Below are 25,607 nucleotides of genomic sequence, written 5' to 3'. Positions count from 1 at the left end.
TGTTGGAAGGTTTCAAGGTTTGAAAGTTGGCATCTTCTGATTGAATGGTTCAAGTCTCAAGACTTGGAGGGTACCATCTTCTTAAGAATTGGATTCAAATTTTCAGCTTGAGTGTTTGTTTACATGATGAATATAGAAATTTGGAAATGGTTAAGAATGATCAAAAAAGTAACGGTAATTAAGCTGTTTTTACTATTTTTGATAAGCTATCAACTTTAACTTGATTTAATTAAAGTAATGTTTGAATTCGACCCTAAAAAGAGTGAATTAAATAGAATTAAACATGGCATTGATTTTAATCAAGCGAAGCAATTATGGGATGATCCAAACAGGATAGTTATACCGGCAAAAACAGTAGATGAAAAACGCTTTTTATTAATTGCCAAATTCAATCAAAGTATTTGGTCGGCTATATTCACCATCAGGAATGATATTACAAGAATAATTTCGGTAAGAAAATCAAGAGAAAATGAAAGAGCAATCTATTACAGCAGCTGAATTTGACAAAAAGTTTGAGGATAATGAGGATTTATCAGGTTTTTTGAATCTAGAAAAGGCAAGCAGACCAGGATTAAAGCCTAAGCGAGTAAGTGTGGATTTTCCAGAATGGATGGTTCAGGAGTTGGATAAGTCAGCCCAACGATTAGGGATTACCCGACAAAGTCTTATCAAGGTTTTTATATCTGAGAAATTGAAGGAGACATAGAATTTTCACAAGACTCAATTCCTTTTACTCCTTTGGTTCAAGTCTCCGGATTTGGACCTCCCAGGGAGACCGAAGTCGGAAGACTGATGTAACGGACATCTCTGAATCCTGCCGTAAATTATTTTGAATTTACAATTCACCGGCATCATTGCGTGTATACAAATAAGAAAAAAACAGTTTAATAAGCTCAATCCGGAAACAGAAAAATCCTAATTAACACCTTTGATAATAAAACGATAACTTCCAAATAATATACTCCTCGCATGATTGGCTTAATTTCATGACTTGAAAAATAAACATCCAATCCAACCATGAAAAAATACATACTACTCATCGGACTCTCTTTGTTGAGTTTGTCTGGATATGGCCAAAACACAGTCACTGGCTACGTATATGAGGACCTCAATGCAAACGGAAAAAAGGATAGACGTGAAAAAGGACTCTCAAATGTATCCGTATCCAATGGGATAGAAGTAGTCAAAACAGATGACAAGGGTCAATATGTACTTCCAATAAAGGAAGACCAAACCATATTTGTGATCAAGCCGTCAGATTACGCCCTGCCAAAAACCGAAAACAACCTTCCCCGATTCTTTTACAGCCATAAGCCAAAAGGTTCTCCCACCAACTTGAAATATGCAGGAGTCAGTCCGACAGGAGCGTTGCCCAAATCAGTGGATTTCGGACTTTTACCGTCCACGTCCGAAAGCAACTTTACTGCTTTGGTATTCGGAGACCCGCAGCCTTACAACATGACTGAGATGGGGTATTTTGAAAAAGGGGTAGTCAATGAAGTCGCCGGCATTCAAGGAATCCGCTTTGGGATTTCGGTGGGCGATATCGCCGGAGATGACCTGTCCTTGTACCCGGCCTATGCAAATGCGATCGGAAAAGTCGGTGTGCCTTGGTTTTCGGTTATGGGAAACCACGACATGAACCTTGACGCGCCGACAGACGAGCTGACAGATGAGACTTTTGAATCCTTTTTTGGCCCCGCTACTTATGCTTTCAATGAAGGTGATGTCCACTTTATGGTGTTGGAAAATATCCTCTACCCTGATCCAAGAGATGGACAGGGATATTGGGGAGGGTTAAGGCCAGATCAGTTAAAGTTTGTCGAAAACAACCTCAAATTAGTCCCAAAAGACAAATTGGTTGTGGTATTCATGCACATCCCCTTGTTTGAAGAGGGAGAAAGCTACCGAGACGAAGACAGAGAAAAACTATTGGAACTGCTGTCGGATTTCCCAAATACTGTGTCGCTCTCCGCACATACGCATTATCAGAAGCAGACTTTCTTCGGAAAAGAGGAAGGGTACAACCAAAGCAAAGCCCATCACCATTATAACATCGGCACTCCCTCGGGAGATTGGTACAGCGGAAGGATGAGAGAAAGCGGCGTGCCCGAATCCACCATGCGTGACGGTTCGCCGAACGGTTATGTGTTCATGGATTTTGAAGGCAACCAATACAAAGCGAGATACAAGGCCGCCGGAAAACCCGCTACCTATCAGATGGAAATTTTTGCCCCGAAAGTATTGGAGAAGGGAAAAAGAACCTCCACGGGGATTATTGTTAACTTCTTTATGGGCACTGCCAATGATGAAGTCCGCTACAGGATCGACAATGGCGAATGGAGAAAAATGACCAACCTCACAGATTACGACCCTTCTTATTTGCTCAAAATCTTCGAATGGGATACCACCGAAACACTCCTTGACGGAAGAAGGCCTTCCAATGCCGCTCGCACGGACCACCTGTGGAGGGCTCCCATATCTTCAGGCTTAGAGTTGGGAGAGCACTCCATCGAGGTCGAGGCCACGGACATGTTTGGTCAAAAACATACCGGAACCAAAACGTTTAGGATTGCAGAATAAGGTTTCTCGAATCCATAGATCAATTCGATATTAATTGGAATTGGATATTGATTGATATTAGATATTAATTAAAATTGGATATTGATGGATATTAGATATTAATTGATACTGGTTCAGAAATCAGCGTTTAGTATAATTTTCATAGCTTCTTGCATTTGAGGGTATAATATTGATGGATACCTGCTGGTTGGATATTGATTGATATTGGATATTGATTGATATTGGATATTGATGGATATTATGAGGTGAATTTTAAGTTTAATACTAGAACCCATTGTCAATAATAATCTCAGATAATTGAAAATCGCCAAAAACACCCCAATCCTATTTGGGGTGTTTTTTTATTCCTCCAATGACTTGTTTGCGCCCGTCACACTTCTCCGCCGCGGCGGAGAAATGTCTCAGTTAAGAGAGATTCTTCACCTTCGCAGGCTACGGTTACCAATGACATCACCGGATCTTAGGATATCTTGATTCTGATTTCAATAAAACTTATTTTTTCGATTAAATTTCCTCCTGCTTTAGCTGGAGGGGAAATAAAAGCACCGATCTCCCCGGCTTTAGCCAAATCCTATCCACCTTCATAAATCCAATCTCATTGTTTTGGCTAAAGCCGATTTTTTGCTCGGCATTTATTTGTGAATGGGCTTATTCCTATTCAACCTCAATATTCCAAAATGTCATTCCCCATTCTGAACATTTTTAAAATTGTTAAAAACTCAGGATGACGGGAATTCGATCGTCATTCCTATTCTAAGCATTTTACAAATGTTGAAAACTCAGAAGGATGCTACAGGAAATTGTCACAGTATTTTTGAATTTCCGGGAAACCTTCATTTTTCTTCCTTTTTGGTATTGAAAATATGTTTAAATTATAAACATTAAAATGTTTATTAAATTGACATAGTATGGAAAGGAAGAGGAGTATTGTCCACATGGACCTGGATTCATTTTTTGTATCGGTAGAGCGGCTGTATGACAGCAGGCTGAATGGAAAGCCCATTCTCATCGGCGGTTCGGGAGATCGGGGAGTCGTGGCTTCCTGCAGCTACGAGGCGAGGAAGTTTGGTGTGCACTCTGCCATGCCCATGCGTACGGCACGGCAACTTTGCCCGGAGGCGCTGATCATCCGGGGTGATTTTGAGAAGTACAGCCAAAAATCCCATGAAATCACCGAGATCGTCCGGGAGGATGTGCCGCTGTTTGAAAAGTCCTCCATCGATGAGTTTTATATCGATTACACCGGTATGGACAGGTTTTTTGGTTGCTTCAAGATGGCACATGAACTCCGCCAAAGGATCATAAAGGAAAGCGGGCTACCGATTTCTTTGGGGCTTTCGGAAAACAAAACTGTCTCCAAAGTAGCCACCGGAGAAGCCAAACCCAACAATGAAAAGGAAATTCCCTATGGGATGGAAAAGCCTTTTCTTGCGCCATTATCCGTCCGCAAGATTCCTATGATCGGGGAAAAAACTTCGCACACCTTGTACAATATGGGAGTCAAAAAAGTGCATACCCTACAGGTCATGCCCGCCGAACTGCTGGAAGCCACTTTTGGTAAAAACGGCACCATGATCTGGGAAAAAGCCAACGGCATAGACCGCTCGCTCGTGACGCCCTATTCCGAAGCGAAGTCCATTTCGACCGAAAATACCTTCGAGCAAGACACCATCGATGTCAAGATGCTCGAAGCCAACCTCATCGCCATGACCGAGCAGATTTCCACCAAACTGCGCCAAAAGCAGCAGTTGACCGCCTGCGTGAGTGTGAAGATCCGGTACTCGGATTTTGACACACATACTGTACAGCAGCGCGTGCCCTACACTTCTGCAGACCATACACTGATCCCGATCGTGAAGGAATTGTTCAAAAAACTGTACAACCGCCGTATGCTGATCCGCCTGATCGGGGTGCGCTTCAGCCACCTTGTTCATGGCAATTACCAGATCAACCTCTTCGAAGATACGCAGGAGCAGATCCGACTTTACCAAGCCCTCGACCGCCTCAATACAAGGTACGGCGACAAAACCGTCTGCCGTGCCATTGGCATGTCCGTAGGCAGAAGGCGGTTCAATCCTTTTAATGGGGTGGCGATGTGAGGAATTCTTCTACTCCTAAGTAGTTAAATATTGTCTGAAAAAATAATCGGTTGTGGATTAGAACGGTTTGAAACTTTGATTCTTTATGAAGCTTTTCCTCCTAACCGAAAATAAACATGTAATTCTTCGATCGTAACCGAAAAATTACATGTTTAAAAGCGGATTAGAAACAAATTGGATGAATTGATCCTGCTTAGGATTTCAATTCTTCCTATTTAACTTTTTCCGGCTTTTCTTTATAAACCCGCACATAATCCACTTCCATTCTTTGCGGCCAAATATCCCCGGCAACACCTTTGCTGCCTCCCCAATTTCCCCCGACAGCAATATTCATGATCAGGTGAAATGGCATATCAAATGGCCATTCGGCGGTATTCTTTCCTGTATTCACAAAAGTGTGATACAGCTCTCCGTCGATATAAAAATCAATTTTCTTTTCCTGCCAATCAATGGCATAGGTATGAAATGCCTCGGAACAGGTAGGCACTGATTTGGTTGCTCCCATCTGGGTTCCAATCCTATGGTTGAATGCTTCGGTGTGCACGGTCCCGTGGACAGTCCCCTGGTCATAGCCTACATGCTCCATGATGTCGATTTCGCCGCTTTTGGGCCATCCACCGTATTTGCTTTCCTCGGGCAGCATCCATATCGCCGGCCACGTTCCCAAGCCGGAGGGTAGCTTTGCCCTGATCTCAATGTAGCCATATTGCCACGAGGCGTTACCTTTTGTAACCAATCGTGCTGAAGTGTAAGCCTTAGAAAACGTGCTGTCTTGATGAGCCTCTATGATGAGGTTGCCATTTTCAACCCTCGCGTTGGCAAGGGTTTCTTTGGTATAATATTGGAGTTCATTATTTCCCCAACCGTGATCACCGACATCATAGCCCCATTTTTTGGGGTCAGGAAGTCCCTCATTTTCAAATTCATCTGACCAAACAAGATTTTGATCTATATTATTAGATTCGCAGGCTAATAACAACAGAATTGGAATTGTTTTAATAACATTTTTCATGGTAAATATTTTATACTTTGTCTTTTGGAATGGTCTTTGTTTAATTTATTATATATTTTATGTTGAACCTAAACTAAAACTATCATGTCAGAGAACCTAAAGCTTAAAGGAAACTGGAACCAGTTAAAAGGTAAATTAAAAGAAAAATATGGGGAACTCACAGATGATGACCTTGTTTATGCTGAAGGGCAGGAAGATCAACTTCTCGGGAAGCTGCAAAAGAAAACAGGAGCTGCAAAAGACGAACTAACCCAATTCCTTTTTGGAAAAGACTGAAAAATACTAAATCAAGATAGAGCGGCACAAGCCGCTCTTTTTTTTTGCCCCGACTTTAATTCTAATCCACAAAGAATGGTATTTCATTTTTTCTAAATTTGCTGGATACATAAACCCAAATACAAATGGCTTACTACCACAGATTGGGGAATATTCCCCCAAAAAGACATACACAGTTCAGACAGCCCGAAGGCAGCCTATACAAAGAGGAGCTGGTCAGCTCCAAAGGATTCTCTGGTATCTATTCTAACCTTTACCATATCTACAATCCCAATGATGTCAAATCCATCGGTAAACCTACACCCTATTCATGGGAACCGGCCCAAGCCCATGGACTGCAACAGACGCATCTAAAAACCTCCGGAGTGGGCATTACCGGTAAGGATTACCTTTCAGCACGCAAAATGCTCATGATGAACAATGATGTCATGATGGGCATTTGCACACCCGAACAGCGTAAAATGGACTTTTTCTTCAAAAATGCGGATGGGGACGAATTGATCTATGTCCATGATGGGGAAGGTGTGATGTATTCCCAATTTGGAAAATTGGAAGTAAGACAAGGAGATTATATCGTCATTCCCCGTACTACGATTTACAGGTTTGAATGGAAAGAAGAAGGACCACTGCGACTATTGGTGATCGAATCTCAAGGTCCGATCGAAACTGTCAAAAGATATCGAAATGAAGTCGGGCAATTGTTGGAACATTCTCCCTACTGCGAAAGGGATATCCGCACGCCAAGTGAATTGGTGATCGAATCAGAAAAAGGTGATTACCTCGTTCAAATCAAAAAAGGAGGAATGCTCCATCCCTATACTTATGGACACAGCCCCTTAGACATTGTCGGATGGGATGGTTATTTATATCCTTATGCACTTTCGATCCATGATTTTGAACCCATTACAGGAAGAATCCACCAACCGCCCCCTGTACATCAGACTTTTCAGGCTTGGGGATTTGTGATCTGTTCTTTTGTTCCAAGGCTCTTTGATTACCATCCTTTAGCCATTCCGGCACCCTACAACCACAGCAATATCGATTCGGATGAAGTGCTCTATTATGCCGAGGGAGAATTTATGAGCAGAAAAGGAATTGACCGGGGTTCCTTCACCATCCATATGGGAGGACTTCCTCACGGCCCGCATCCGGGAACTGTTGAAAAATCCATCGGTGCAAAATCCACAGAAGAAATCGCCGTGATGCTTGACACTTTCAAACCTTTGCAGGTCACTACGCAAGGTCTTGAATTTGTTGATCCAAATTATCCTATGTCTTGGAAGGAGTAGGTTAATGGTTATTTGGTTAATTGGTTAAAGGTTAATTGAGTAGGTTTTGAAATCAAAACAGCTTCCCGTTAAAAATGGGAAGCTGTTCTTTTTTTTTGAAAATGATTAAATCTAAATATCCTAGTTATGTATTTACACTTTCTTTCCTTAACCATTTAAGACTCGGAGTTAGGTTCAATTGAAGTGGCTATGGACTGTCGACTGTGGTCTATGGACAGATATTATCCAAATATCCCAATATCTATCTTTTTAGATCATTTCTTATCCACTATTTCCAATATCGGCTGTCCGGTAGCACCGTTTGGAAGTCGGATATCAAGCATCATGGAAAGTGTCGGAGCGATGTCTGTCACGGTCGCATATCTTGAACTTTCCCCCTGTGGAACATTCCATCCCATAAATACGATAGGCACATGGGTGTCATAAGTATATCCTGTCCCGTGGGTCGTGCCTCTATATGAACTGCTCAACCAACCGGGTTCGAGGAGTAGCAACAAATCTCCTGAAGCTTTGTGGTTATACCCCATTTGGAGAAGTGACTTCCTTCCTGTCAAATAGTCCATTCTTCGCATATCTGTTGCAGTATAGACTTCTTTGATTCCCGGAAACTTCAACAAAAATTCAGCAAGATCCCTCTGCATTTCCTCGATGTTTACTCCTTTTTCCTTTGCGAGATCATAGTTTAGAAAAACCTGCTCATTGGAAAAATTTGAAATCCAATTGCCTTCACCATATTTCAAAATAGAAAATCCACGCATTTGGGTTAAGATATAGCGGGTGTTGAAATTGCCCGCAGGCACGTTTTCGCTCAACATATATTCCACTATATCCGCAACTCCATGGTCAGCTGTCAGGAATACGAGGTATTCATCTTTCCCGTATTCTTTGTCCAAGTATTTAAAAAATTGCTCCAACTCCCTGTCCAGCCTTAAGTAGTTGTCTTCCAATTCCACAGCCGTCGGTCCAAAACGGTGTCCGATGTAATCGGGTGAAGAGAAGCTTACCGCCAACAAATCGGTCTCTCCACTTTTTCCCAACTTCTCACCTTCGATGGCAGCATATGCCATGTCCAATGTAAGGGTATTGCCAAAAGGTGTAACCGAAATCAATCCAAATCCGCCGTTATTTTCCCTCAGACTTGGCAGGTCATATGGAAAAACTGTTTTCTCTTGTCCTATAAACGGCCCCTCAAAATCATTATCATCTGCAATGCTCTGCTTATAAGTATCTATTGGGAATAGGGTTTCCCATTTTTGGGATAGGTACTTGTCTGCTAACTTTCTTTCATTGAATTTTTGCACCCACGCCGGCAAAGAGTCATAATAATAGGTCGAGGTCATAAAATTACCGGTATTGCTATCAAACCAATAAGCATCTCCCAAATGCCCTGCAGGCAAAGATGCCCCCCTGTCCTTGATGGCAATAGCCACCACTTTGGACCTTTTGTTTGATGCAAATCTCAATTCATCCGAGATAGTGGTTGAATACATATTTCTTGGAGAAATTTTCCCATTCTCAACCGAACCTCCGACTGCATTGACAGTGCTGTCTTCAGCACAATAAATTGTTCTGTTCAATCTTCTTACATACCAATCATTGGCAATAACCCCGTGTGTAGCCGGTGTTGTCCCTGTATAGATCGACGCATGCCCTGGTCCGGTGTATGTTGGAATATAATTATAATGCGCATTTTTCATCATGAAGCCGTCTCTCATCAACCTCTTGAATCCACCTTCGGTATACCTGTCCTGAAACTTGTAAAAATACTCCTGCCGCATCTGATCCACCACAATCCCCACGACAATCTTAGGTTTGGAAGCAGGTGCATTTTTTTGGTTTTGGGCAAATGCCGGAAGGCTAAAAAGTACAAACATGAAAACGGCTATCAATTTTTTCATTCTCAAATGGATTTAAATTTAGGCGAATATAAGGATTTCAAATTTGGGAGCTTTTTACCTTTATGTTAAGAGGTATAGAATTGACAGGGATGTGACTCAATATTTCATGACTGGTTTACTTTTTGATAAAAGGGACCCTATATTTCCAGCTTAATCAAATGTTAACATTCAATGAAGAATAAATTCACCTTTATTTTCCTTTTTGCTTTAATTACTTTCCTTTTATCTGAAAACAACCTCATTGCCCAATCTTTTTTCAATGATGGCTTAAGCCCCGAATTCCACAAAGGCCGAAGGGAGGCTTTAAGAAATCTTTTGCCGGAAAACTCAGCTGCAGTTTTTTTTAACAATCCGGTCAAAAACAGGTCAAACGACACTGATTTCACCTACAGACCAAATTCCGACTTTTATTATTTCACTGGTTTCAGGGAACCAAATTCTGCCTTGATCGTCTTCAAAACACCTCAAACCATCGATGGCAAATCAGTCAGCGAAATCATCTATATCCAACCCAAAGATCCTGCAAAGGAACAATGGGACGGTGAAAGACTCGGTGTGGAAGGCGTCAAAGAAAATCTCGGATTTGAGCATGTATATCTTTATTCAAATTTTCTCAAAACTCCCGCAATAGACCTCAAGCAGTTGAAAAGTGTTTTTTCTTTTGACCTCGGTGAAATTGAAAGAAATGATTACAACAATCCTCTGAAAGCAATGGTCGCTGCATTGAGATCGGCCCATTCCACGCCTTTGAAGCCAGCTGACATAGCGCTGAACAATATAATGGAAAGATTGAGAGTGATCAAAACTGAGGAAGAAATCCAGATCTTACGAAAAGCAGTAGCCATCTCAGGCTATGGACATATGGAAGCCTTTCGTTCGATCCAACCCGGCACTACCGAAAGAGGAATCCAAGGTGTACACGAATTTGTGCACAAAGCCATGGGGGCAGAATATGTAGGATATGGCTCTATTGTCGGTTCGGGCAACAATTCTACCATCCTTCATTATGTAGACAATGGCGTGGTCGATCTTAAAGAAGGAGTTGTCTTGATGGATGTCGGAGCAGAATACAGAGGATATTCCGGCGACATTACCCGGACAGCGCCGGTAAAGGGTGTTTTCTCTCCTGAGGAAAAAGCGATTTATGAAATTGTCCTGAAAGCCTTAGAAGCTGGCACCAAGGCTTGTACAGTCGGCGGCGATTTCAGAGATGTCGGTGCCGCTGCCAGTGAGGTAATAGACGAAGGACTTATCAAGTTGGGCTTGGTCAAAGCCGGTGAACGCCATCCCTATTTTCCCCACGGTATCGGCCATCATCTTGGTTTGGATGTACATGACAGAGGTGCTTACGGTATATTGGAACCCGGTATGATTTTGACTGTAGAACCTGGTATTTACATTCCTGAGGGAAGTCCGGTAGATCCCAAATGGTGGAAAATCGGCATTAGGATCGAAGATAATATCCTGATCACCGAGGATGGTAATGAAAACCTGAGTGAATTTGTACCCAGAAAAATAGCTGACATCGAAAAATTGATGAAAGAAGATGGCCTCCTCCAAAAAACAGGACTTCCCGTTTTGAGTGGCACCAAGTAAAATAGCGAAAACCTAACGGCTTAAAATAAAGTTGATTGAGGTCAGGAATTTATCCAAGTTCCTGACCTTTTTCTCTTAATTTTGAACTATGAACGCCACAACCAAAGCCCAAAGACTTTCCTTTTGGAGTCTTCTCAAAATCAGCAGACCACTCAATCTGGTGATTGTGGCTTTTGCACAGCTGATGACGGCGTATTTTTTGGTAGAGACCACCCGACAGGGACTTCCTGTCCTACAAGATATCAACCTTTATCTGATCATTATCTCTACAGTCATCCTGACAGCTGCCGGTTATATGATCAATGACTATTATGATGTCAAAATAGACTATGTCAACAAACCTGATGAAGTCATTATTGGCAAGGGGATGAAAAGACGCATGGCTATTTTTCTCCATTCTATCCTCAATGTCACCGGCGTCGGGATCGGGCTGATTGTCAGTCCAAGAATTGCGTTGATCAACTTCATCGCTTCGTTCTTACTTTGGCTTTATAGTAATTCCTTGAAACGGTTGCCTTTTATTGGAAATTTCACCGTGGCATTGCTGACGGGGACTGCCATTTGGATGATAGGTTATTATTATCAAAAATCAGAATTATTGGTACTCACTTACGCCATTTTCGCTTTTTTCATCAACCTGATCCGAGAAATCATCAAAGACATCGAAGACCGGCAAGGCGATAGAAAACACGGTTGCCGCACGCTTCCAATTGTTTTTGGCTTCCGCAATACCAAAAGGATCATTTTTACGATCGCCTTTTGTTTTATCAGTGCTATTTTGATAGTTACTTTCAAGATCAATAATACCCAGCTTTATTTTTACTTTGGGGGCTTGAGCATCCTCTTTTTCATCTTTATGTACAAAATATACATGGCTGACCGCAAAGCTCATTTCACCCAACTGAGCATTCTTTCCAAAATGCTGATGTTCACCGGGATTTTGAGCATGGCTTTTTTGTAGGTTAGATTTGAGACGTGAGATTTGAGATTTGAGAAGCAAGACATTAGAAATTGTTTTGAGTTCAAGACAATTGTGGGTTAAAATTGTATTGGGTTCAGAACAATAATTATCAGAAAAAACCTGGGATGATTTATTCTAGGATTAAAAAGGAATTTTAGACACCAATCCTCTATTTTTACAGCTTCAAAAAAACCTAGCAACTTTGAAAAAAATAGCCATCCTTGCTTCCGGTAGCGGTACCAATGCCGAAAAGATCATGGAGTATTTCCAAAACTCCTCAAAAGGCCAAGTGGTCCTTGTGGCTTCAAACAAAAAAGACGCATTTGTATTGGAAAGGGCTAAGAAATTCCAGGTTCCTACAATCATTTTTTCAAAATCAGAACTTGAGGCCGGAATACTGACTGACCAACTCCAAGATTTGGGGATAGATTTGGTAGTCTTGGCAGGCTTCCTTCTCAAAATTCCTGACAATCTCATTCAAGCTTACCCAAATCAAATCGTCAACATCCACCCTGCCCTCTTGCCAAATTATGGAGGAAAAAGCATGTACGGTGCCCATGTACACCAAGCGGTGAAAGATGCAGGGGATGCCGAAACAGGCATTACCATCCATTTGGTAAATGAACATTATGACGAAGGAAAAATCATCTTTCAGGCCGCTGTATCGGTGAGTCCTACCGATAGCCCTGACGACATCGCCCACAAGGTCCACCAACTCGAGCACAAATACTTCCCAAATGTGATTGAAAGCCTGCTATAATCCCTTGGTTTTCCTACCTTTGCGACTTCAAAAAATTCTCCATATAACTCATCCTCTCTGCACACTATTTTCTTTTTGACTTAGTGTGTCCGTGGGATTTATTTAAACATGGCTACCAAAAAAATACAATCCGCCCTCATTTCGGTCTATTACAAAGACAATCTCGAACCTATCATTGCCCAATTGAAATCCCAAGGAGTAACCATATACTCCACCGGCGGCACCCAGGCTTTTATCGAACAACAAGGTGCTGAAGTCATCCCTGTGGAGGAACTGACGGGTTATCCTTCCATCTTTGGAGGTAGGGTTAAAACACTTCATCCAAAAATATTCGGAGGAATCCTCCACCGCAGAGACCATTCAGGGGATATTTCTCAAGCTGCTGAGTTTGATATTCCTGCCATTGACCTAGTGATTGTGGACTTGTATCCATTTGGAGAAACGGTCGCTTCAGGAGCATCCGAAGCTGATATTATCGAAAAAATAGACATTGGAGGAATTTCCCTCATCCGTGCTGCCGCTAAGAACTTCAAGGATGTCGTCATCATCGCCTCCAAAAGCCAATATGCTGAACTTGAGGAAAGACTAAGCCGACAAGATGGCGCAACGACTTTGGAAGATAGGCGTTATTTTGCAGCGCAGGCATTTCAGGTTTCCTCCAATTATGACACCCATATTTTCAACTTTTTCAACCAAACGGAAAATATCCCTGCCCTCAAAATCTCCGAAACAAAAGCAAAGGCTTTGCGCTACGGAGAAAATCCTCATCAAGCTGCTCATTTCTATGGAGACATGGAGGCATTGTTTGACCAATTGAATGGAAAAGAACTTTCCTACAACAACTTGGTGGATGTGGATGCAGCGGTGGCTTTGATTGCGGAATTTGAAGGAGAAACGGCATTTGCCATTCTAAAACATACCAATGCCTGTGGTGTCGCTACAGCAAACACTGTTCAGGAAGCTTACAAGAAAGCATTTGAAGCGGATACGACTTCTGCTTTTGGAGGAGTTTTGATCACCAACCAAAACGTGGACCTTGCGTCAGCAGAAGAAATGCACAGCCTTTTCTTTGAAGTGTTGATCGCTCCATCTTTTGACGAGGAAGCTTTGGCATTGCTCAAAGGAAAGAAAAATAGAATCCTTCTGAGGCAGAAAATACAGATCGAGGGCATGAAGCAAATCAAAACTTTGCTCAATGGCATCATCGAGCAAGACAAAGATTTGAAAACAGAAACCAAAGCCGACTTTAAGTTGGTGACCAAAATCACTCCAACGGACGAAGAACAGGACGCTTTGGTATTTGCTGCCAAAGTCTGCAAACATACCAAATCCAACACCATCATCCTGAGCAACAGTAACCAATTGTTTGCCTCGGGAGTAGGACAAACATCAAGGGTAGATGCATTGAGACAAGCGATTGAGAAGGCAAAATCCTTTAATTTTGAGCTGAAAGGAGCCGTGATGGCTTCAGACGCATTTTTCCCATTTCCAGATTGTGTGGAAATCGCACATGAAGCAGGCATCACGGCTGTCGTCCAACCAGGCGGATCCATCAAGGACCAAGACAGTATCGCCTTTTGCGATGCACATGGAATGAGTATGGTGATGACGGGTGTGAGGCATTTCAAGCATTAAGAGGCGAGAAGCGAGAGCCGAGAGGATGAACCCTTTAAACTTTAGTCAGTTTGAAGGGTTTTTCTTTTTTAGAACTATAGAAAATGTAATTTTTTTTCTTTTAAAATGCTTTCCTGCTTAATCCATGAACCACCAAAATTTTTTTTTTTCGTATATTTAAAATGAATTTCAAAAAATGAGTGGGTATGCAAACTTTAAATATTAAAGCGTTTACTAAAGATGATGCTCAGGTAAAAGCTATCAAAGAATTTCTAAAATCCCTGAAAATTGATTTTGAGGTAATCGATCAGAAAGAATATCAAGAATTCTTGTCAGAAGTCCAAAGCAGTTTAAATCAAGTCAACAAAATCCAAAAGGGTGAATTACCTAAACAGTCAGCAAGAGATTTTTTAAATGAAATATGAAGTTTTACTCACAGAGGATTTTAAGAGATACTTCAACAGACTTTTAAAAAAATATCCATCTCTTAAAAATGATTTGTCTCAACTTATTGAGTTACTTGAAATCAATCCAAAAAACGCAATTCCCTTAGGAAACGGCCTTTTTAAAATCCGCCTAGCGATCAAATCAAAGAACAAAGGGAAATCCGGTGGTGCCCGTGTGATTTATTTCTTGATTGCAAATAAGTTCGAAATCTACCTTATCCACATTTTTGACAAAAGTGAATTTGAAAATATACCGTTATCAATTCTCAGTGAAATGTTGAAGTCTGTGGGTTTGATTAAGTAAGGATTGTAAAATCGAATTCATTTGCCTTTGGAACAACAATAGCTTAATTAAACCCTTATCCCAACCCAATTCTTTTCATTCCCGATTTCTATTTTCTATTTTGCGTCCTCATTTTAAATACCTTTATTCTTTGGTATTCCGTACCCATCATATATGACCCATAATCTAAAAATCTACAACACTCTTTCCCGCAAGAAAGAAGATTTTGAACCGATCAACCCTCCCTTTGTTGGCATGTACGTCTGCGGTCCCACCGTATATGGTGATGCACACCTTGGCCATGCCAGACCGGCAATTACTTTTGATACTGTCATTAGATACCTTACCCATATTGGCTATCGAGTGCGCTATGTCCGCAACATCACAGATGTAGGACATTTGCAAGGCGATGCGGATGAAGGCGAGGACAAGATTGCCAAGAAAGCAAAAATGGAAAAGTTGGAGCCGATGGAGGTGGCGCAGCAATATACGGACACTTACCACCGTGATATGGAGGCGCTCAATACTTTGAAACCGAGCATTGAACCAAGGGCGACAGGACATATTCCTGAGCAGATCACCTTGGTAGAAGATATTTTAAAAGAAGGATTGGCGTATGTGGTCAATGGTTCGGTGTATTTTGATGTGTTGAAATACAATGAAACTTACGAATACGGAAAGCTTTCAGGCCGGGTTTTGGATGAGTTGATCAGCGGAAGCCGCGACCTCGATGGACAGGGTGAAAAAAGAAATTCTGTTGATTTTGCTTTGTGGAAGAATGCTTCTCCCGAACACCTGATGAAATGGGAATCTCCGTGGGGCATAGGCTTCCCGGGTTGGCATCTGGAGTGCACCGCAATGAGCTCCAAGTATCTCGGAAAGCAGTTTGATATTCACGGAGGCGGGATGGATTTGATGTTTCCGCACCATGAATGTGAAATCGCCCAAGGAAACGCCTGCAACCATCAGGATCCGGCTAAGTATTGGATGCACAACAATATGATTACCATCAACGGGCAGAAGATGGGCAAATCATTGGGTAATTTCATTACACTTCAGGAGCTTTTCACCGGAGACCACAAACTCCTGGAGCAAGCCTATAGCCCGATGACAATCCGGTATTTTATATTGACGGCACACTATCGGTCCACTTTGGATTTCTCCAATGATGCCCTGAAAGCCGCCCAAAAAGGTTATAAGAAAATTATCAATGGTTTAAGAATTGCGAAGAAACTGGAATTTTTAGCCGACGATACCATTGCTTTGGATACAGAACAGATCAAGCAGGTCCAAAGCAGCATCAGCAGCGCCTATCGTGCGATGGAAGATGACTTCAATACAGCGCAGGCCATTGGTCATATTTTCAATTTGTTGAAAAAAATCAATTCTGTCTATACAGGTCAGATGAATGTAGCCCTATTTGGCAAGGAAGTCTTTGACCAAATGATCCAGACTTATGTGATTTTTGTGGAAAAAATATTGGGTCTAAAAGAAGAAGTTGCCAATAACCAACATGGACTTTTAGATGTTCTGCTAAAGCTTTATACCGAAGCAAAAACCGCCTGCAATTATGCCAAAGTGGATGAAATAAGACTTGGATTGAAGGAATTGGGAATTGTGGTCAAGGATATGAAAGACAAAATCGATTGGGCTTATGAAGAGTAATTGGGGATTATACATTCTTGCAGTCATTTTCTTTTGGTCCTGTGGCGGTGACAAGACTACGGACACAGCGCAGGTCAAGGTTACCTATAAGCCTGTTCCTGATTTTGTGGCTGATTCTGCTTATGCCTACATCCAAAAACAAGTAGATTTTGGCCCAAGAGTTCCCAATACAGAACCGCATAGAAAAGCAAAAGAATGGTTTGTCCAAAAGTTTGAAAGCTTTGGATTGGAAGTTCAGACCCAGGATTTTCAGGCCAAGACCTATGACAACCAACTCTGGAATCTAACCAATGTCATTGCTTCCTATAATCCTTCAGCCAAGAAAAGAGTCTTATTGGCGGCCCATTGGGATACAAGGCGAATTGCCGACAAAGACACCGAAAGAATTGACGAGCCTATAGATGGTGCCAATGATGGCGGATCGGGCGTTGGTGTGCTTTTGGAGATTGCCAGGATTATCAGTATTTCTGAGCAAAAACCTGAAATAGGAATAGACTTTATCCTTTTTGATGGGGAGGATGACGGTGAACCAGAGCATACCAATAGGCCAAACAATTCCCAGATTTGGTGGTGCCTGGGTTCTCAACATTGGTCCAAAAATCCACACCAAGCAGGATATTCAGCTTATTATGGAATATTGGTGGATCTTGTTGGAGCCAAAGGGGCAAGGTTTTACAAAGAGGGCCATTCCATGCGATATGCCAAAAACATTGTAAACAAAGTGTGGAATTTCGGTTCAGAATTAGGATATTCAGACTTCTTTATCATGGAAAACGCTCCTGAAATCATCGATGACCATTTTTTTGTCAACCGTGACGCAGGGATTCCAATGATAGATATTATAGAGTTTTCTCCAAGGGCAGGATTCGGTCGTTACCATCATACCCATATGGACAATATGGAAATCATTGATAAAAGGTCATTGAAAGCCGTTGGTCAAACTGTCTTGTTTACAATTTATCAAGAATAATTACCCCATAAAACCCACCAACAAATCATGAAAAAAGGCCACCAGGTTACAATGAAAGAGATAGCCAAAAAACTTGGCGTGTCAGTCTCAACTGTTTCCCGGGCGATGAAGGACTCTCCCGAGCTTCATCCGGATACCAAAAAACGTATCGTGGATATGGCCAAAAGCATGAATTACCAATACAACCTATTGGCACAAAGTCTCAGGATCAGCCGAAGTAAGGTTTTGGGCGTGATAGTGCCGGAATTGACATCCCACTTTTTTTCGAGCAACATCAGCGGCATACAGGACACCGCTTACAAGCGCGGCTATAACATCATGATTTGCCAATCCAATGAATCCTTTGATCAGGAAAAAGCCAACATTCGGACTTTGGTTTCCTCTCAGGTTGACGGTCTGTTGATTTCTCTCAGCAGAGAAACCAAAACGTACGAGCACCTGCAGGACATTTATGACCGGGGAATTCCTTTTATCATGTTTGACAGGGTGACTGAAGAAATCCCTGTTTCCAAAATCACGGTTGACGATGCCCATGGTGCATATTTGGTGGTCAAGCACCTTTTGGATCAGGGATGTAAAAAAATTGCCTACTTCTCGGGACCGGAGGATTTATATATAAGTAAAAAGAGAAAAGAGGGATACTTGGAAGCCTTGGCGGAATACGGCATTTCAGAAAAAGACAGCAAAGTTTATTTTACAGATCTTACACTTGAGATGAACCGACAAGTCACATTAGATATGCTGGATAGCGGAGATTTACCTGATGCTATATTTGCCATGATTGATCCTGTGGCGGTCGATGTCATGATTGTGTTAAAAGAAAAGGGCATCAAAATCCCCGATCAAATCGCACTTGCTGGATTTACCAATAATCCTACCTCAGCTGTGGTTGAGCCGTCTTTGACGACGGTATCACAGCCAGGATATGAAATGGGCCAACTTGCTGCTAACCATTTGCTAGACCAATTGGAAGAATTAGTGTCGGATGATCCACAGTCATTTGTGTTATTGACCACTCTTGTTCCACGAAATTCTACCAAGAAAAAATCATAAAGCCTTAAATGGCTTTTTTTATATCCAAATTGAACCACTATGCAACCTTTATTAACCTCCAAGACATTTGGATTTACTCCCAAAGGAGAGGAAATCCACCTTTTTACTCTCAGCATTCCCAACCAAATTGAGATTTCTGTGATGAACTATGGCGCAACTTGGACCCATCTTTTGATCCCGGATAGAAATGGGAAAATGGAGGATGTGGTTTTGGGGTTCGATACCTTGGAGGGTTACCTTCAAAAAGATTATCAGGACCATTATTGCTATATCGGATCGACAGTAGGGAGGATTGCAGGAAGAATAACCGGAAACCAATTTCATTTAGATGGAAAAACCTATGAGCTCCCTGCCAATTTAGATGGCATTCACCTACATGGTGGAATGGAAGGATGGGATAGGAAGGTTTGGAAGACGGAACCATTTGAAACCCAAAATTCAGTAGGAGTTACCTTTTATTATCAAAGCCAAGATGGTGAGGAAAATTATCCCGGCACCATTGACATTTGGGTAACCTACACTTTGGATGAAACAGGGCGAATGGAAATAAGCTATCAAGCAAGTTCTGATAAGAAAACCATCCTCAATCCCACCAATCACGCATATTTTAATTTAACGGGTGATTTCTCCAAAACTATCGAGGAGCATGGATTCTTTGTGGATGCTGAAAATTACCTCCCCATGAATAAAAACAGCTTACCCACAGGTGAAATCGCAAACGTTGGCGGGACCCCTTTTGACTTTAGAAACCTGAAAACAATCCAAGAACCAATTCAGAGAGAACACCCTCAATTGCAAATTGCAGAAGGTATTGACCACTGCTTTGTACTGAAACAGCCTGAAGATTGTGCTGTACTTTACGACCCAGAATCAGGAAGAAAATTGACACTTTCCACTACCGAGCCGGGCATTCAGGTCTATACAGGAAATTACTTGGGGAATAATTTTAAGGGAAAAAATGGTGTGACTTATGGTAAAAGAACAGCCATATGTCTCGAAACGCAGCATTTCCCTGACTCCTGCAATCAGCCTGATTTTCCATCAATCCTGCTTATGCCGGAAGAAATATTCGAGTCTAGAACACAATTTGTATTTACAGCGGAGTGATTTTTTGAAATCAACTACTTTCTCTAACAATAAGGTTTGGTTTAATTATTTCAGTTTTATAAATGAAATCAATTTCCTCCTCTGAGTTGATTTCTTTCAAGATCAACCGTGCTGCAAGCTGACCTATCTCAAATGAAGGCTGGGCCATTGTGGAAATTGAAGGGCTGACATATTTAGTAATGTCATCATTGCCAAATCCGGCAATTGCCAAATCCCTAGGGATTTTTATTCCCAATTCTTTGGAGACGGCTAAAACTCCTATCGCAAGAATATCCGCAAAGCAAAAAACTGCATCAGGTTTGTTTTCTAATTTCCAAAGTTCCTTAAATGCCTCGCTTGAATTGTCAGTATTGAAATCAGAAATTTCAACAACCCAGTCTTGGTTAAATGGAAGGTTATTGTCTGACAATGCACTCTGATAGCCTAAAAATCTATCCATGCAGACAGTCAATGACAATGGTCCCCCGATATAGGCTATTTTTTTTCTACCCCTTTCTATCAAATGATTTACAATAGTTTTTGACCCAAAAAAATCGTCAGTTTTTACTTTGGAAAGTTGAAGAGCATCGCAAACCCGTTCAAAAAGTAAAACCGGGATTCCCCTATCAACAATATGCTCTATGTGGGCAAAATCCTGTGTTTCTTTTGAAAAGGCAATCAAAATTCCATCCACCATACTATTGGCAAGGATTTCCACAATTTCGACTTCTTTTTGGTAAGATTCCGCGGATTGGAATATCATCACTTTATAGCCTTTTTTATACGCGACACTTTCGATACCAGAAATAGAATTGGACCAAAATTGCCGGTTAATGGTCGGTACCACTACGCCTAGGACTTTGGATGATTTACTGATTAAACTTCTCGCCAAAAGGTTAGGATGATAATCCATCTCTTTGGCGATCTTCATCACTGCTTGCTTGGTTTCTTTACTTATTTCACTTGAATTTCTCAAAGCACGAGAAACAGTTGCAGTAGAAACATTAAGTTCCTTGGCAATGTCCTTAATGGTGATGCTTTTTTTCATGACCCAAGCAATTTGATGAATTAATTTAGAAATTTTACGGGAATAAAAAATTCGGAGTAATAATTACCCAGTAATACTATCTATTTTTTGCATCATTATCACCTTTTCGCAATGTATTTGAATGGTTACTCTCCTACGAAATAAAGTCAATCCACAAGAATTTACCCGAGAGAAGAAAAAATGGAAAAATTCCAATTATCAAATCATTAACAAATCGTTTAAATCATTGCCAAATTTTCAAATGTAAACGTTATCGGTAACGTTTACGATATAATAATTTATTTTTTTAAGATTTTTCATATTTATATTTTACCAAATGTTCATACATTGAAATATAATTCTGGTTTGTGCTTAAGTACATTTTCCCAGAACCTTAACAATTAACCTAAATGACCAAATTATGAAACAAAAATTACTCATGCTGATACTTATTTTAATAAGTATTGGTATCCACTCAGCCTCCGCCCAAGAGGTATTGGTGCGAGGTAAGGTGTTAGATGAAAAACAATTGCCATTGCCGGGTGCCAACATCCTGGTTAAAGGAACCACAGTAGGAACGGTCACTGATATTGATGGCAATTTTTCTATTAGTGCGCCCAATTCTTCATCGGTTCTTGTGATTTCTTTTTTGGGGTATTTTACCCAAGAAACAACCGTAAATAACAGGAATGCCATCTCTGTCTCCATGGTACCCAATCTGGATGAGTTGGGTGAGGTTGTTATCGTCGGATACGGTACCCAAAGGAAAATTGAAACTACAGGAGCAATTTCTTCGGTAAAATCTGCGGAAATCATGCAAACACCCGTTGCCAATGTCGCCCAAGGACTTCAAGGAAGGGTAGCCGGACTTCAAGTGGTCCAAAACTCTGCAGCACCTGGGGGAAATGTGAGTGTGAGGGTAAGGGGAACCAACTCGATTAGAGGAAGTTCAGAACCATTATTTATCGTTGACGGAGTACAGTTCAACAACGGAGGTGGAGTCAATGACCTAAGTCCCCTATCCACTATCAACCCAAATGACATTGCTTCAGTTGAGGTCTTAAAAGATGCCTCATCCACAGCTATTTATGGCGCAAGAGGTGCAAATGGCGTTGTTATCATTACTACTAAAAGGGGTAGCGCAGGTAGGACCGTATTTTCTCTAGACAGTTATTACGGTATCCAACAACCCACTAGGCAGATTGAAATGTTGAATGCATCCCAATTTGCAAGATTGGAAAATGAGATCTATAAAAGAGATGTATTCCCTAATCCCGACGCCGAGGGAGAAGGAACAAACTGGCAGGATATAATTTTTAGAAATGCCCCTATCCAAAGCCATCAACTTTCCTTATTGGGTGGAAATGAAAAAACCCAATTTGCCATTTCAGGTAACTTTTTTGACCAACAGGGAATCGTTATCAGCTCTGATTTCAGAAGGTATTCCCTAAGGATCAACCTTGATCATAAAATCAATGATAGGTTTAAAGTAGGTACCAGTATACTGGGAAGTCAAAACATCAACAACACCATTCCTACGGGATCAACAAGCTTGGACGGTGCCGCAATCACTACAAGCATAGTAGGCGCTGCCTTAGGTGCACCTCCGACACTAAAACCTTACGATGCCAATGGGAAATTATGGCCTTTTGGAGATCAGGTCGCAGGTGGCTACCGTGAAGTGACCAACCCATTGGGACTGGCAGAAATCCTGAACAAGACAAATATTCAGCAGGTTTTGACCAATCTTTATGTAGAGGCAAAGCTTGCTGAAGGCTTTACCTATACCGCTTCATTCAATGCTGTTTTGAGAAATGACCTGAACGATTTCTATTCCCCGATCTCAATAATTGCCCTTGGAGACAGGAATTCTACCTCGGGAAACGGAAGGAAGTTCAACCGGGATCAAAGCACTTTGCTGCATGAAAGTATCTTCAGCTATAGCAAGAGGTTTGGGTCGGACCATAGCCTGAGATTCACTGGATTATTCTCCACTCAATCGGACGAAGTAAGAACCAACCAAGCGACAGGGGCCGGATTTCCCAATGATGCAACCACCAATGAAGCACTTCAAGTTGCCACCATTTTTTCTTCAAGCAGTTTTCGAGCTACTGAAAGATTGGACAGTTATATGGCAAGGGTCAATTATGGCTACAAAGACAAATTGTTTTTTGACTTGACAGCACGGGCAGATGGATCAAGCAAATTTGGTAAAAACAACAAATACGGTTTTTTCCCGGCCGCATCAGGCGCCTGGAGAATCAGTGAGGAGTCATTTATGAAATCAAGCTCAGTCATATCTGATTTTAAACTTCGGGCCTCCTACGGAATTACAGGAAATTCAGGGGCTATTTCACCATACCAATCATTGGCAACTGTAGGACCAGGCTCTTCCTACAACATAGGCAATGCATTTGTAACAGGTCTTGCACCGACAGGAATCGCAAACCCTGATCTCAGGTGGGAAAAATCCTACCAATCAAACATTGGTATTGATGTGAGCTTTTTGGATGACAGGTTCAGTTTGGTCGCAGATTACTATAATAGGACCACAAGGGATTTGTTATACCTGAAAAATCTACCAATCAGTTCAGGCTACAGCTCTATTATTGGCAACTTTGCTGAATTGGAAAATGAAGGGTTTGAAATAGCCATCAATGCCAATCTCGTGAATAAAGCTTTGAGATGGGATGTTTCCGGAAACATGTCTTTCAACAGAAACAGGGTGGTCGGCCTTGATGGTGATGTGGACGAGCAGTTTGTCACTCCCTACAGTGTAGTTTCAGTCGGGTTGCCTCTCGGTGTATTCAAAACTTTTGTCTTTGACGGCATTCACCAAACAGGGGATCAGATATTGCCAGGTTCAGGTGGGCGAATTGGAGGGCATAAAGTAAAAGATGTCAATAATGACGGTGTGATTTCCAATCTTGACCAGGTCATCACAGGCGATCCAAATCCGGATTTTATCTTTGGATTTACGAGCAATTTCGCATACAAAGCATTTGACCTCAACTTCTTTGTCTCCGGCTCTGTAGGAAATGACTTGTATAACATCAGCAGGTATACTTTCGAAAACCCGCTCGGACAGCGAAATGTCCTCAGTGGCTTAGAGGACAGGTGGTCGCCTACCAATCCTTCCCAGGAATTTGTAAGTGGCTTCCAAGGAGGAAGATTGCCGATATCTGATCGTTTTCTGGAAGACGGTTCCTTTGTCAGGTTGAAAAATATCACATTGGGATATTCTCTTCTCAATCTCAAAGGCATTTCAAAACTGAGATTCTATGTGAGTGCCAACAACCTATTGACCATAACCGATTATAGCGGATTTGATCCTGAGGTCAATACATTTGGTGGTTCTAATACTGCTATAGGTATAGATAACCTCGTTTATCCAACAGCCAAATCGTTTATCGGGGGAATCCAAATCACATTCTAAATCACAAGACAATGAAAAAATTCATAATCCATACCTTTATTTCACTCATTGGAATCGGTTTGATTTCATGTGAGCTTGAAGAGGAAGTTTTTTCCAATATCACCACCGAAAACTTCTTTAAAACTCCCGGTGATGCAGAGACAGCCCTTATTTCTGCTTATGACCCAATTGCCACCATGTATAGTGCGGCTGTCCATGCGGTAGATTTCAGCACTGACCAGATTTATCCCAGACCGGTCGTTGCCAGAGATACTTACACCTTATTTACTTATGATCCAAATTTCTCTGCCCAGAAAAGCTTCTCCAGAGAATTCGAATCTCCTGTTCAAGTGTGGAGATCATCCTACACGGGGATAGAAAGGGCGAATTGGGTACTACTCAAAGTTCCTGAAATCACCATGAATGAAGCAAGAAAAACGGCCATTTTGGGTGAGGCACATTTTCTCCGTGCTTTTTATCATTGGATGCTGACCAAAAATTTTGGTGAGGTTATAATTAAAACAAAACCAAGTACAAGTGAATCCGAAGTTTATAATGGGAAAAGCACAATACCTGAAGTCTATGCCCAAATATATTCTGACCTAGATGCTGCTATGTTGGCTTTGCCCTCATTTAGTCAGCAAGTCCCTCAATTTGGGAGACCGTCCAAAGAAGCTGTCATGGCACTTTATGCCAAAGCAGCTTTGTATAATAAGGATTATCCCAAGTCCTTACAGATGGCTGAGTCAGTAATTAATGCAGGAACTTACAGGCTATTGGACAACATTGAAGATGTCTTTGATGCGACAAAAGAAACTTTGGCTAGAGCTGAAAACATATGGTCATTTGAAAGCATAAGGGCTGTCCCAGGTAGGACAGCTCAGGTTCATGCACTTTTTGGACCCCCAAATAGCGCAGGGGTAGAATACGGAAACGCTTCATTTGGATCTGCTTTTGCCTACCAAAAATTTTATAATTCTTTCGATCCGGCAGATGACAGGAGAAAACTTCTTGCAACCTCTTATATCAATAGAAGTGGCGTGGTAGTACCTCAGGCAGGCATCACTCCCATTACTACTGAAGGTGTTTTGGTCAGAAAATTCCGGGATCCAAACTCAATCGGAGGGGCTTACGAAACCAATTTGACGATTATCAGAATGTCCGATGTGTATCTTATCGCGGCTGAAGCTGAGGCCTTGGCTGCAAATGGAGCCACAGCAAAAGCATACAATTATATCAACACAGTTAGGAGAAGAGCAAAGCTTGGAGACTTAACTCCCGGTTTGACTATAACCCAATTTGTGGATGCGGTAATCCAGGAAAGATCATGGGAATTGTTTGCCGAAGCTGACAGGTGGTATGACTTGACAAGGACAGGGAAGTTTTTGACTTTGGTTCCTTTGGCCACAAACAATGTGTTTCCAACAAGGACACCCCAACCAAAGCACCGTTTTTTCCCAATTCCATTGGATGAGGTTATGGCCAATCCGAATTTGGAGCAAAATCCAGATTGGAATTAATCATTCAAAGTTTAAGCCCTGAGGTGAGATTTTTCCATCTCAGGGCTTCCTTTA

At 41.6% G+C, this 25,607-nt stretch carries 21 protein-coding genes; 18 read left to right on the top strand and 3 right to left on the bottom strand.

Features of this window, described 5'->3' with window-relative positions; genetic code table 11:
• Positions 1 to 237 precede the first annotated feature (237 nt).
• The 4 genes from M3O96_RS17335 (at position 238) to dinB (ending at position 4,682) form a co-directional block, all read left to right on the top strand.
• Positions 238 to 498, top strand: a complete 261-nt coding sequence (locus M3O96_RS17335; protein ID WP_249722613.1) for a BrnT family toxin — start codon at positions 238 to 240, stop codon at positions 496 to 498.
• Positions 470 to 706 carry a type II toxin-antitoxin system BrnA family antitoxin gene (gene brnA / locus M3O96_RS17330; protein WP_241126102.1) on the top strand — a complete coding sequence of 79 codons (237 nt, stop codon included), beginning with the start codon at positions 470 to 472 and terminating at the stop codon, positions 704 to 706. The genes M3O96_RS17335 and brnA overlap by 29 nt, the downstream gene beginning before the upstream one ends.
• 311 nt (positions 707 to 1,017) lie before the next feature.
• Positions 1,018 to 2,583: a calcineurin-like phosphoesterase C-terminal domain-containing protein gene (locus M3O96_RS17325; protein ID WP_249722611.1), complete on the top strand. Its 1,566-nt coding sequence runs from the start codon at positions 1,018 to 1,020 to the stop codon at positions 2,581 to 2,583.
• A 908-nt stretch (positions 2,584 to 3,491) separates the two neighbouring features.
• Positions 3,492 to 4,682, top strand: a complete 1,191-nt coding sequence (dinB, locus tag M3O96_RS17320) for a DNA polymerase IV (protein WP_249722610.1) — start codon at positions 3,492 to 3,494, stop codon at positions 4,680 to 4,682.
• A 211-nt stretch (positions 4,683 to 4,893) separates the two neighbouring features.
• On the opposite strand, the gene M3O96_RS17315 is transcribed toward dinB, so the two are convergent.
• Positions 4,894 to 5,694: a glycoside hydrolase family 16 protein gene (locus M3O96_RS17315; RefSeq protein WP_249722609.1), complete on the bottom strand. Its 801-nt coding sequence runs from the start codon at positions 5,692 to 5,694 to the stop codon at positions 4,894 to 4,896.
• An 84-nt stretch (positions 5,695 to 5,778) separates the two neighbouring features.
• Between M3O96_RS17315 and M3O96_RS17310 the strand changes: the two genes are divergently transcribed.
• Both M3O96_RS17310 and M3O96_RS17305 read left to right on the top strand, forming a co-directional pair.
• Positions 5,779 to 5,970: a CsbD family protein gene (locus M3O96_RS17310; RefSeq protein ID WP_249722608.1), complete on the top strand. Its 192-nt coding sequence runs from the start codon at positions 5,779 to 5,781 to the stop codon at positions 5,968 to 5,970.
• Positions 5,971 to 6,095: 125 nt separating this feature from the next.
• Positions 6,096 to 7,259, top strand: coding sequence for a homogentisate 1,2-dioxygenase (locus M3O96_RS17305; RefSeq protein WP_249722607.1), 1,164 nt, complete (start codon positions 6,096 to 6,098; stop codon positions 7,257 to 7,259).
• 254 nt (positions 7,260 to 7,513) lie between these two features.
• Here M3O96_RS17305 and pafA read toward each other — a convergent pair whose 3' ends face one another.
• Positions 7,514 to 9,157: an alkaline phosphatase PafA gene (pafA, locus tag M3O96_RS17300; protein WP_249722606.1), complete on the bottom strand. Its 1,644-nt coding sequence runs from the start codon at positions 9,155 to 9,157 to the stop codon at positions 7,514 to 7,516.
• Between the two features lie 171 nt (positions 9,158 to 9,328).
• Between pafA and M3O96_RS17295 the strand changes: the two genes are divergently transcribed.
• The 10 genes from M3O96_RS17295 to M3O96_RS17250 all read left to right on the top strand — a co-directional run bounded on the left by M3O96_RS17295 (position 9,329) and on the right by M3O96_RS17250 (position 19,612).
• Positions 9,329 to 10,753: an aminopeptidase P N-terminal domain-containing protein gene (locus M3O96_RS17295; RefSeq protein WP_249722605.1), complete on the top strand. Its 1,425-nt coding sequence runs from the start codon at positions 9,329 to 9,331 to the stop codon at positions 10,751 to 10,753.
• Positions 10,754 to 10,841: 88 nt separating this feature from the next.
• Positions 10,842 to 11,714, top strand: coding sequence for a geranylgeranylglycerol-phosphate geranylgeranyltransferase (locus M3O96_RS17290; protein WP_249722604.1), 873 nt, complete (start codon positions 10,842 to 10,844; stop codon positions 11,712 to 11,714).
• Between the two features lie 202 nt (positions 11,715 to 11,916).
• Positions 11,917 to 12,474 carry a phosphoribosylglycinamide formyltransferase gene (gene purN / locus M3O96_RS17285; protein WP_249722603.1) on the top strand — a complete coding sequence of 186 codons (558 nt, stop codon included), beginning with the start codon at positions 11,917 to 11,919 and terminating at the stop codon, positions 12,472 to 12,474.
• Positions 12,475 to 12,582: 108 nt separating this feature from the next.
• Positions 12,583 to 14,109, top strand: coding sequence for a bifunctional phosphoribosylaminoimidazolecarboxamide formyltransferase/IMP cyclohydrolase (gene purH, locus M3O96_RS17280; protein WP_249722600.1), 1,527 nt, complete (start codon positions 12,583 to 12,585; stop codon positions 14,107 to 14,109).
• Between the two features lie 185 nt (positions 14,110 to 14,294).
• Complete coding sequence (locus M3O96_RS17275) at positions 14,295 to 14,513, top strand: DUF2683 family protein (RefSeq protein ID WP_249722598.1); 219 nt, start codon at positions 14,295 to 14,297, stop codon at positions 14,511 to 14,513.
• On the top strand, positions 14,503 to 14,838 hold the full coding sequence (locus tag M3O96_RS17270) for a type II toxin-antitoxin system RelE/ParE family toxin (protein ID WP_249722597.1): 336 nt from the start codon (positions 14,503 to 14,505) through the stop codon (positions 14,836 to 14,838). The genes M3O96_RS17275 and M3O96_RS17270 overlap by 11 nt, the downstream gene beginning before the upstream one ends.
• A gap of 153 nt (positions 14,839 to 14,991) precedes the next feature.
• Positions 14,992 to 16,482 carry a cysteine--tRNA ligase gene (gene cysS, locus M3O96_RS17265; protein ID WP_249722595.1) on the top strand — a complete coding sequence of 497 codons (1,491 nt, stop codon included), beginning with the start codon at positions 14,992 to 14,994 and terminating at the stop codon, positions 16,480 to 16,482.
• Positions 16,472 to 17,452, top strand: coding sequence for a M28 family peptidase (locus tag M3O96_RS17260; protein WP_249722593.1), 981 nt, complete (start codon positions 16,472 to 16,474; stop codon positions 17,450 to 17,452). Before cysS ends, M3O96_RS17260 begins: the two co-directional genes overlap by 11 nt.
• Positions 17,453 to 17,479: 27 nt before the next feature.
• A complete protein-coding gene (locus M3O96_RS17255; RefSeq protein ID WP_249722592.1) occupies positions 17,480 to 18,505 on the top strand; it encodes a LacI family DNA-binding transcriptional regulator in 1,026 nt (341 codons plus the stop codon).
• A 39-nt stretch (positions 18,506 to 18,544) separates the two neighbouring features.
• Positions 18,545 to 19,612, top strand: coding sequence for an aldose epimerase family protein (locus M3O96_RS17250; protein ID WP_249722591.1), 1,068 nt, complete (start codon positions 18,545 to 18,547; stop codon positions 19,610 to 19,612).
• A 10-nt stretch (positions 19,613 to 19,622) separates the two neighbouring features.
• On the opposite strand, the gene M3O96_RS17245 is transcribed toward M3O96_RS17250, so the two are convergent.
• Complete coding sequence (locus M3O96_RS17245) at positions 19,623 to 20,639, bottom strand: LacI family DNA-binding transcriptional regulator (protein WP_249722590.1); 1,017 nt, start codon at positions 20,637 to 20,639, stop codon at positions 19,623 to 19,625.
• Between the two features lie 400 nt (positions 20,640 to 21,039).
• Here M3O96_RS17245 and M3O96_RS17240 point away from each other — a divergent pair, with 400 nt between their 5' ends.
• Both M3O96_RS17240 and M3O96_RS17235 read left to right on the top strand, forming a co-directional pair.
• Complete coding sequence (locus tag M3O96_RS17240) at positions 21,040 to 24,054, top strand: SusC/RagA family TonB-linked outer membrane protein (protein WP_249722589.1); 3,015 nt, start codon at positions 21,040 to 21,042, stop codon at positions 24,052 to 24,054.
• An 11-nt stretch (positions 24,055 to 24,065) separates the two neighbouring features.
• Positions 24,066 to 25,553 carry a RagB/SusD family nutrient uptake outer membrane protein gene (locus tag M3O96_RS17235; RefSeq protein WP_249722587.1) on the top strand — a complete coding sequence of 496 codons (1,488 nt, stop codon included), beginning with the start codon at positions 24,066 to 24,068 and terminating at the stop codon, positions 25,551 to 25,553.
• The last annotated feature ends 54 nt before the right edge of the window (positions 25,554 to 25,607 follow it).

Origin of the sequence: Aquiflexum sp. TKW24L, from assembly GCF_023502205.1 — a bacterium.
Lineage (GTDB): Bacteria > Bacteroidota > Bacteroidia > Cytophagales > Cyclobacteriaceae > Cognataquiflexum.
Note: the sequence above shows the minus strand (reverse complement) of the source record. Positions and strands in the feature narration are given on the sequence as shown.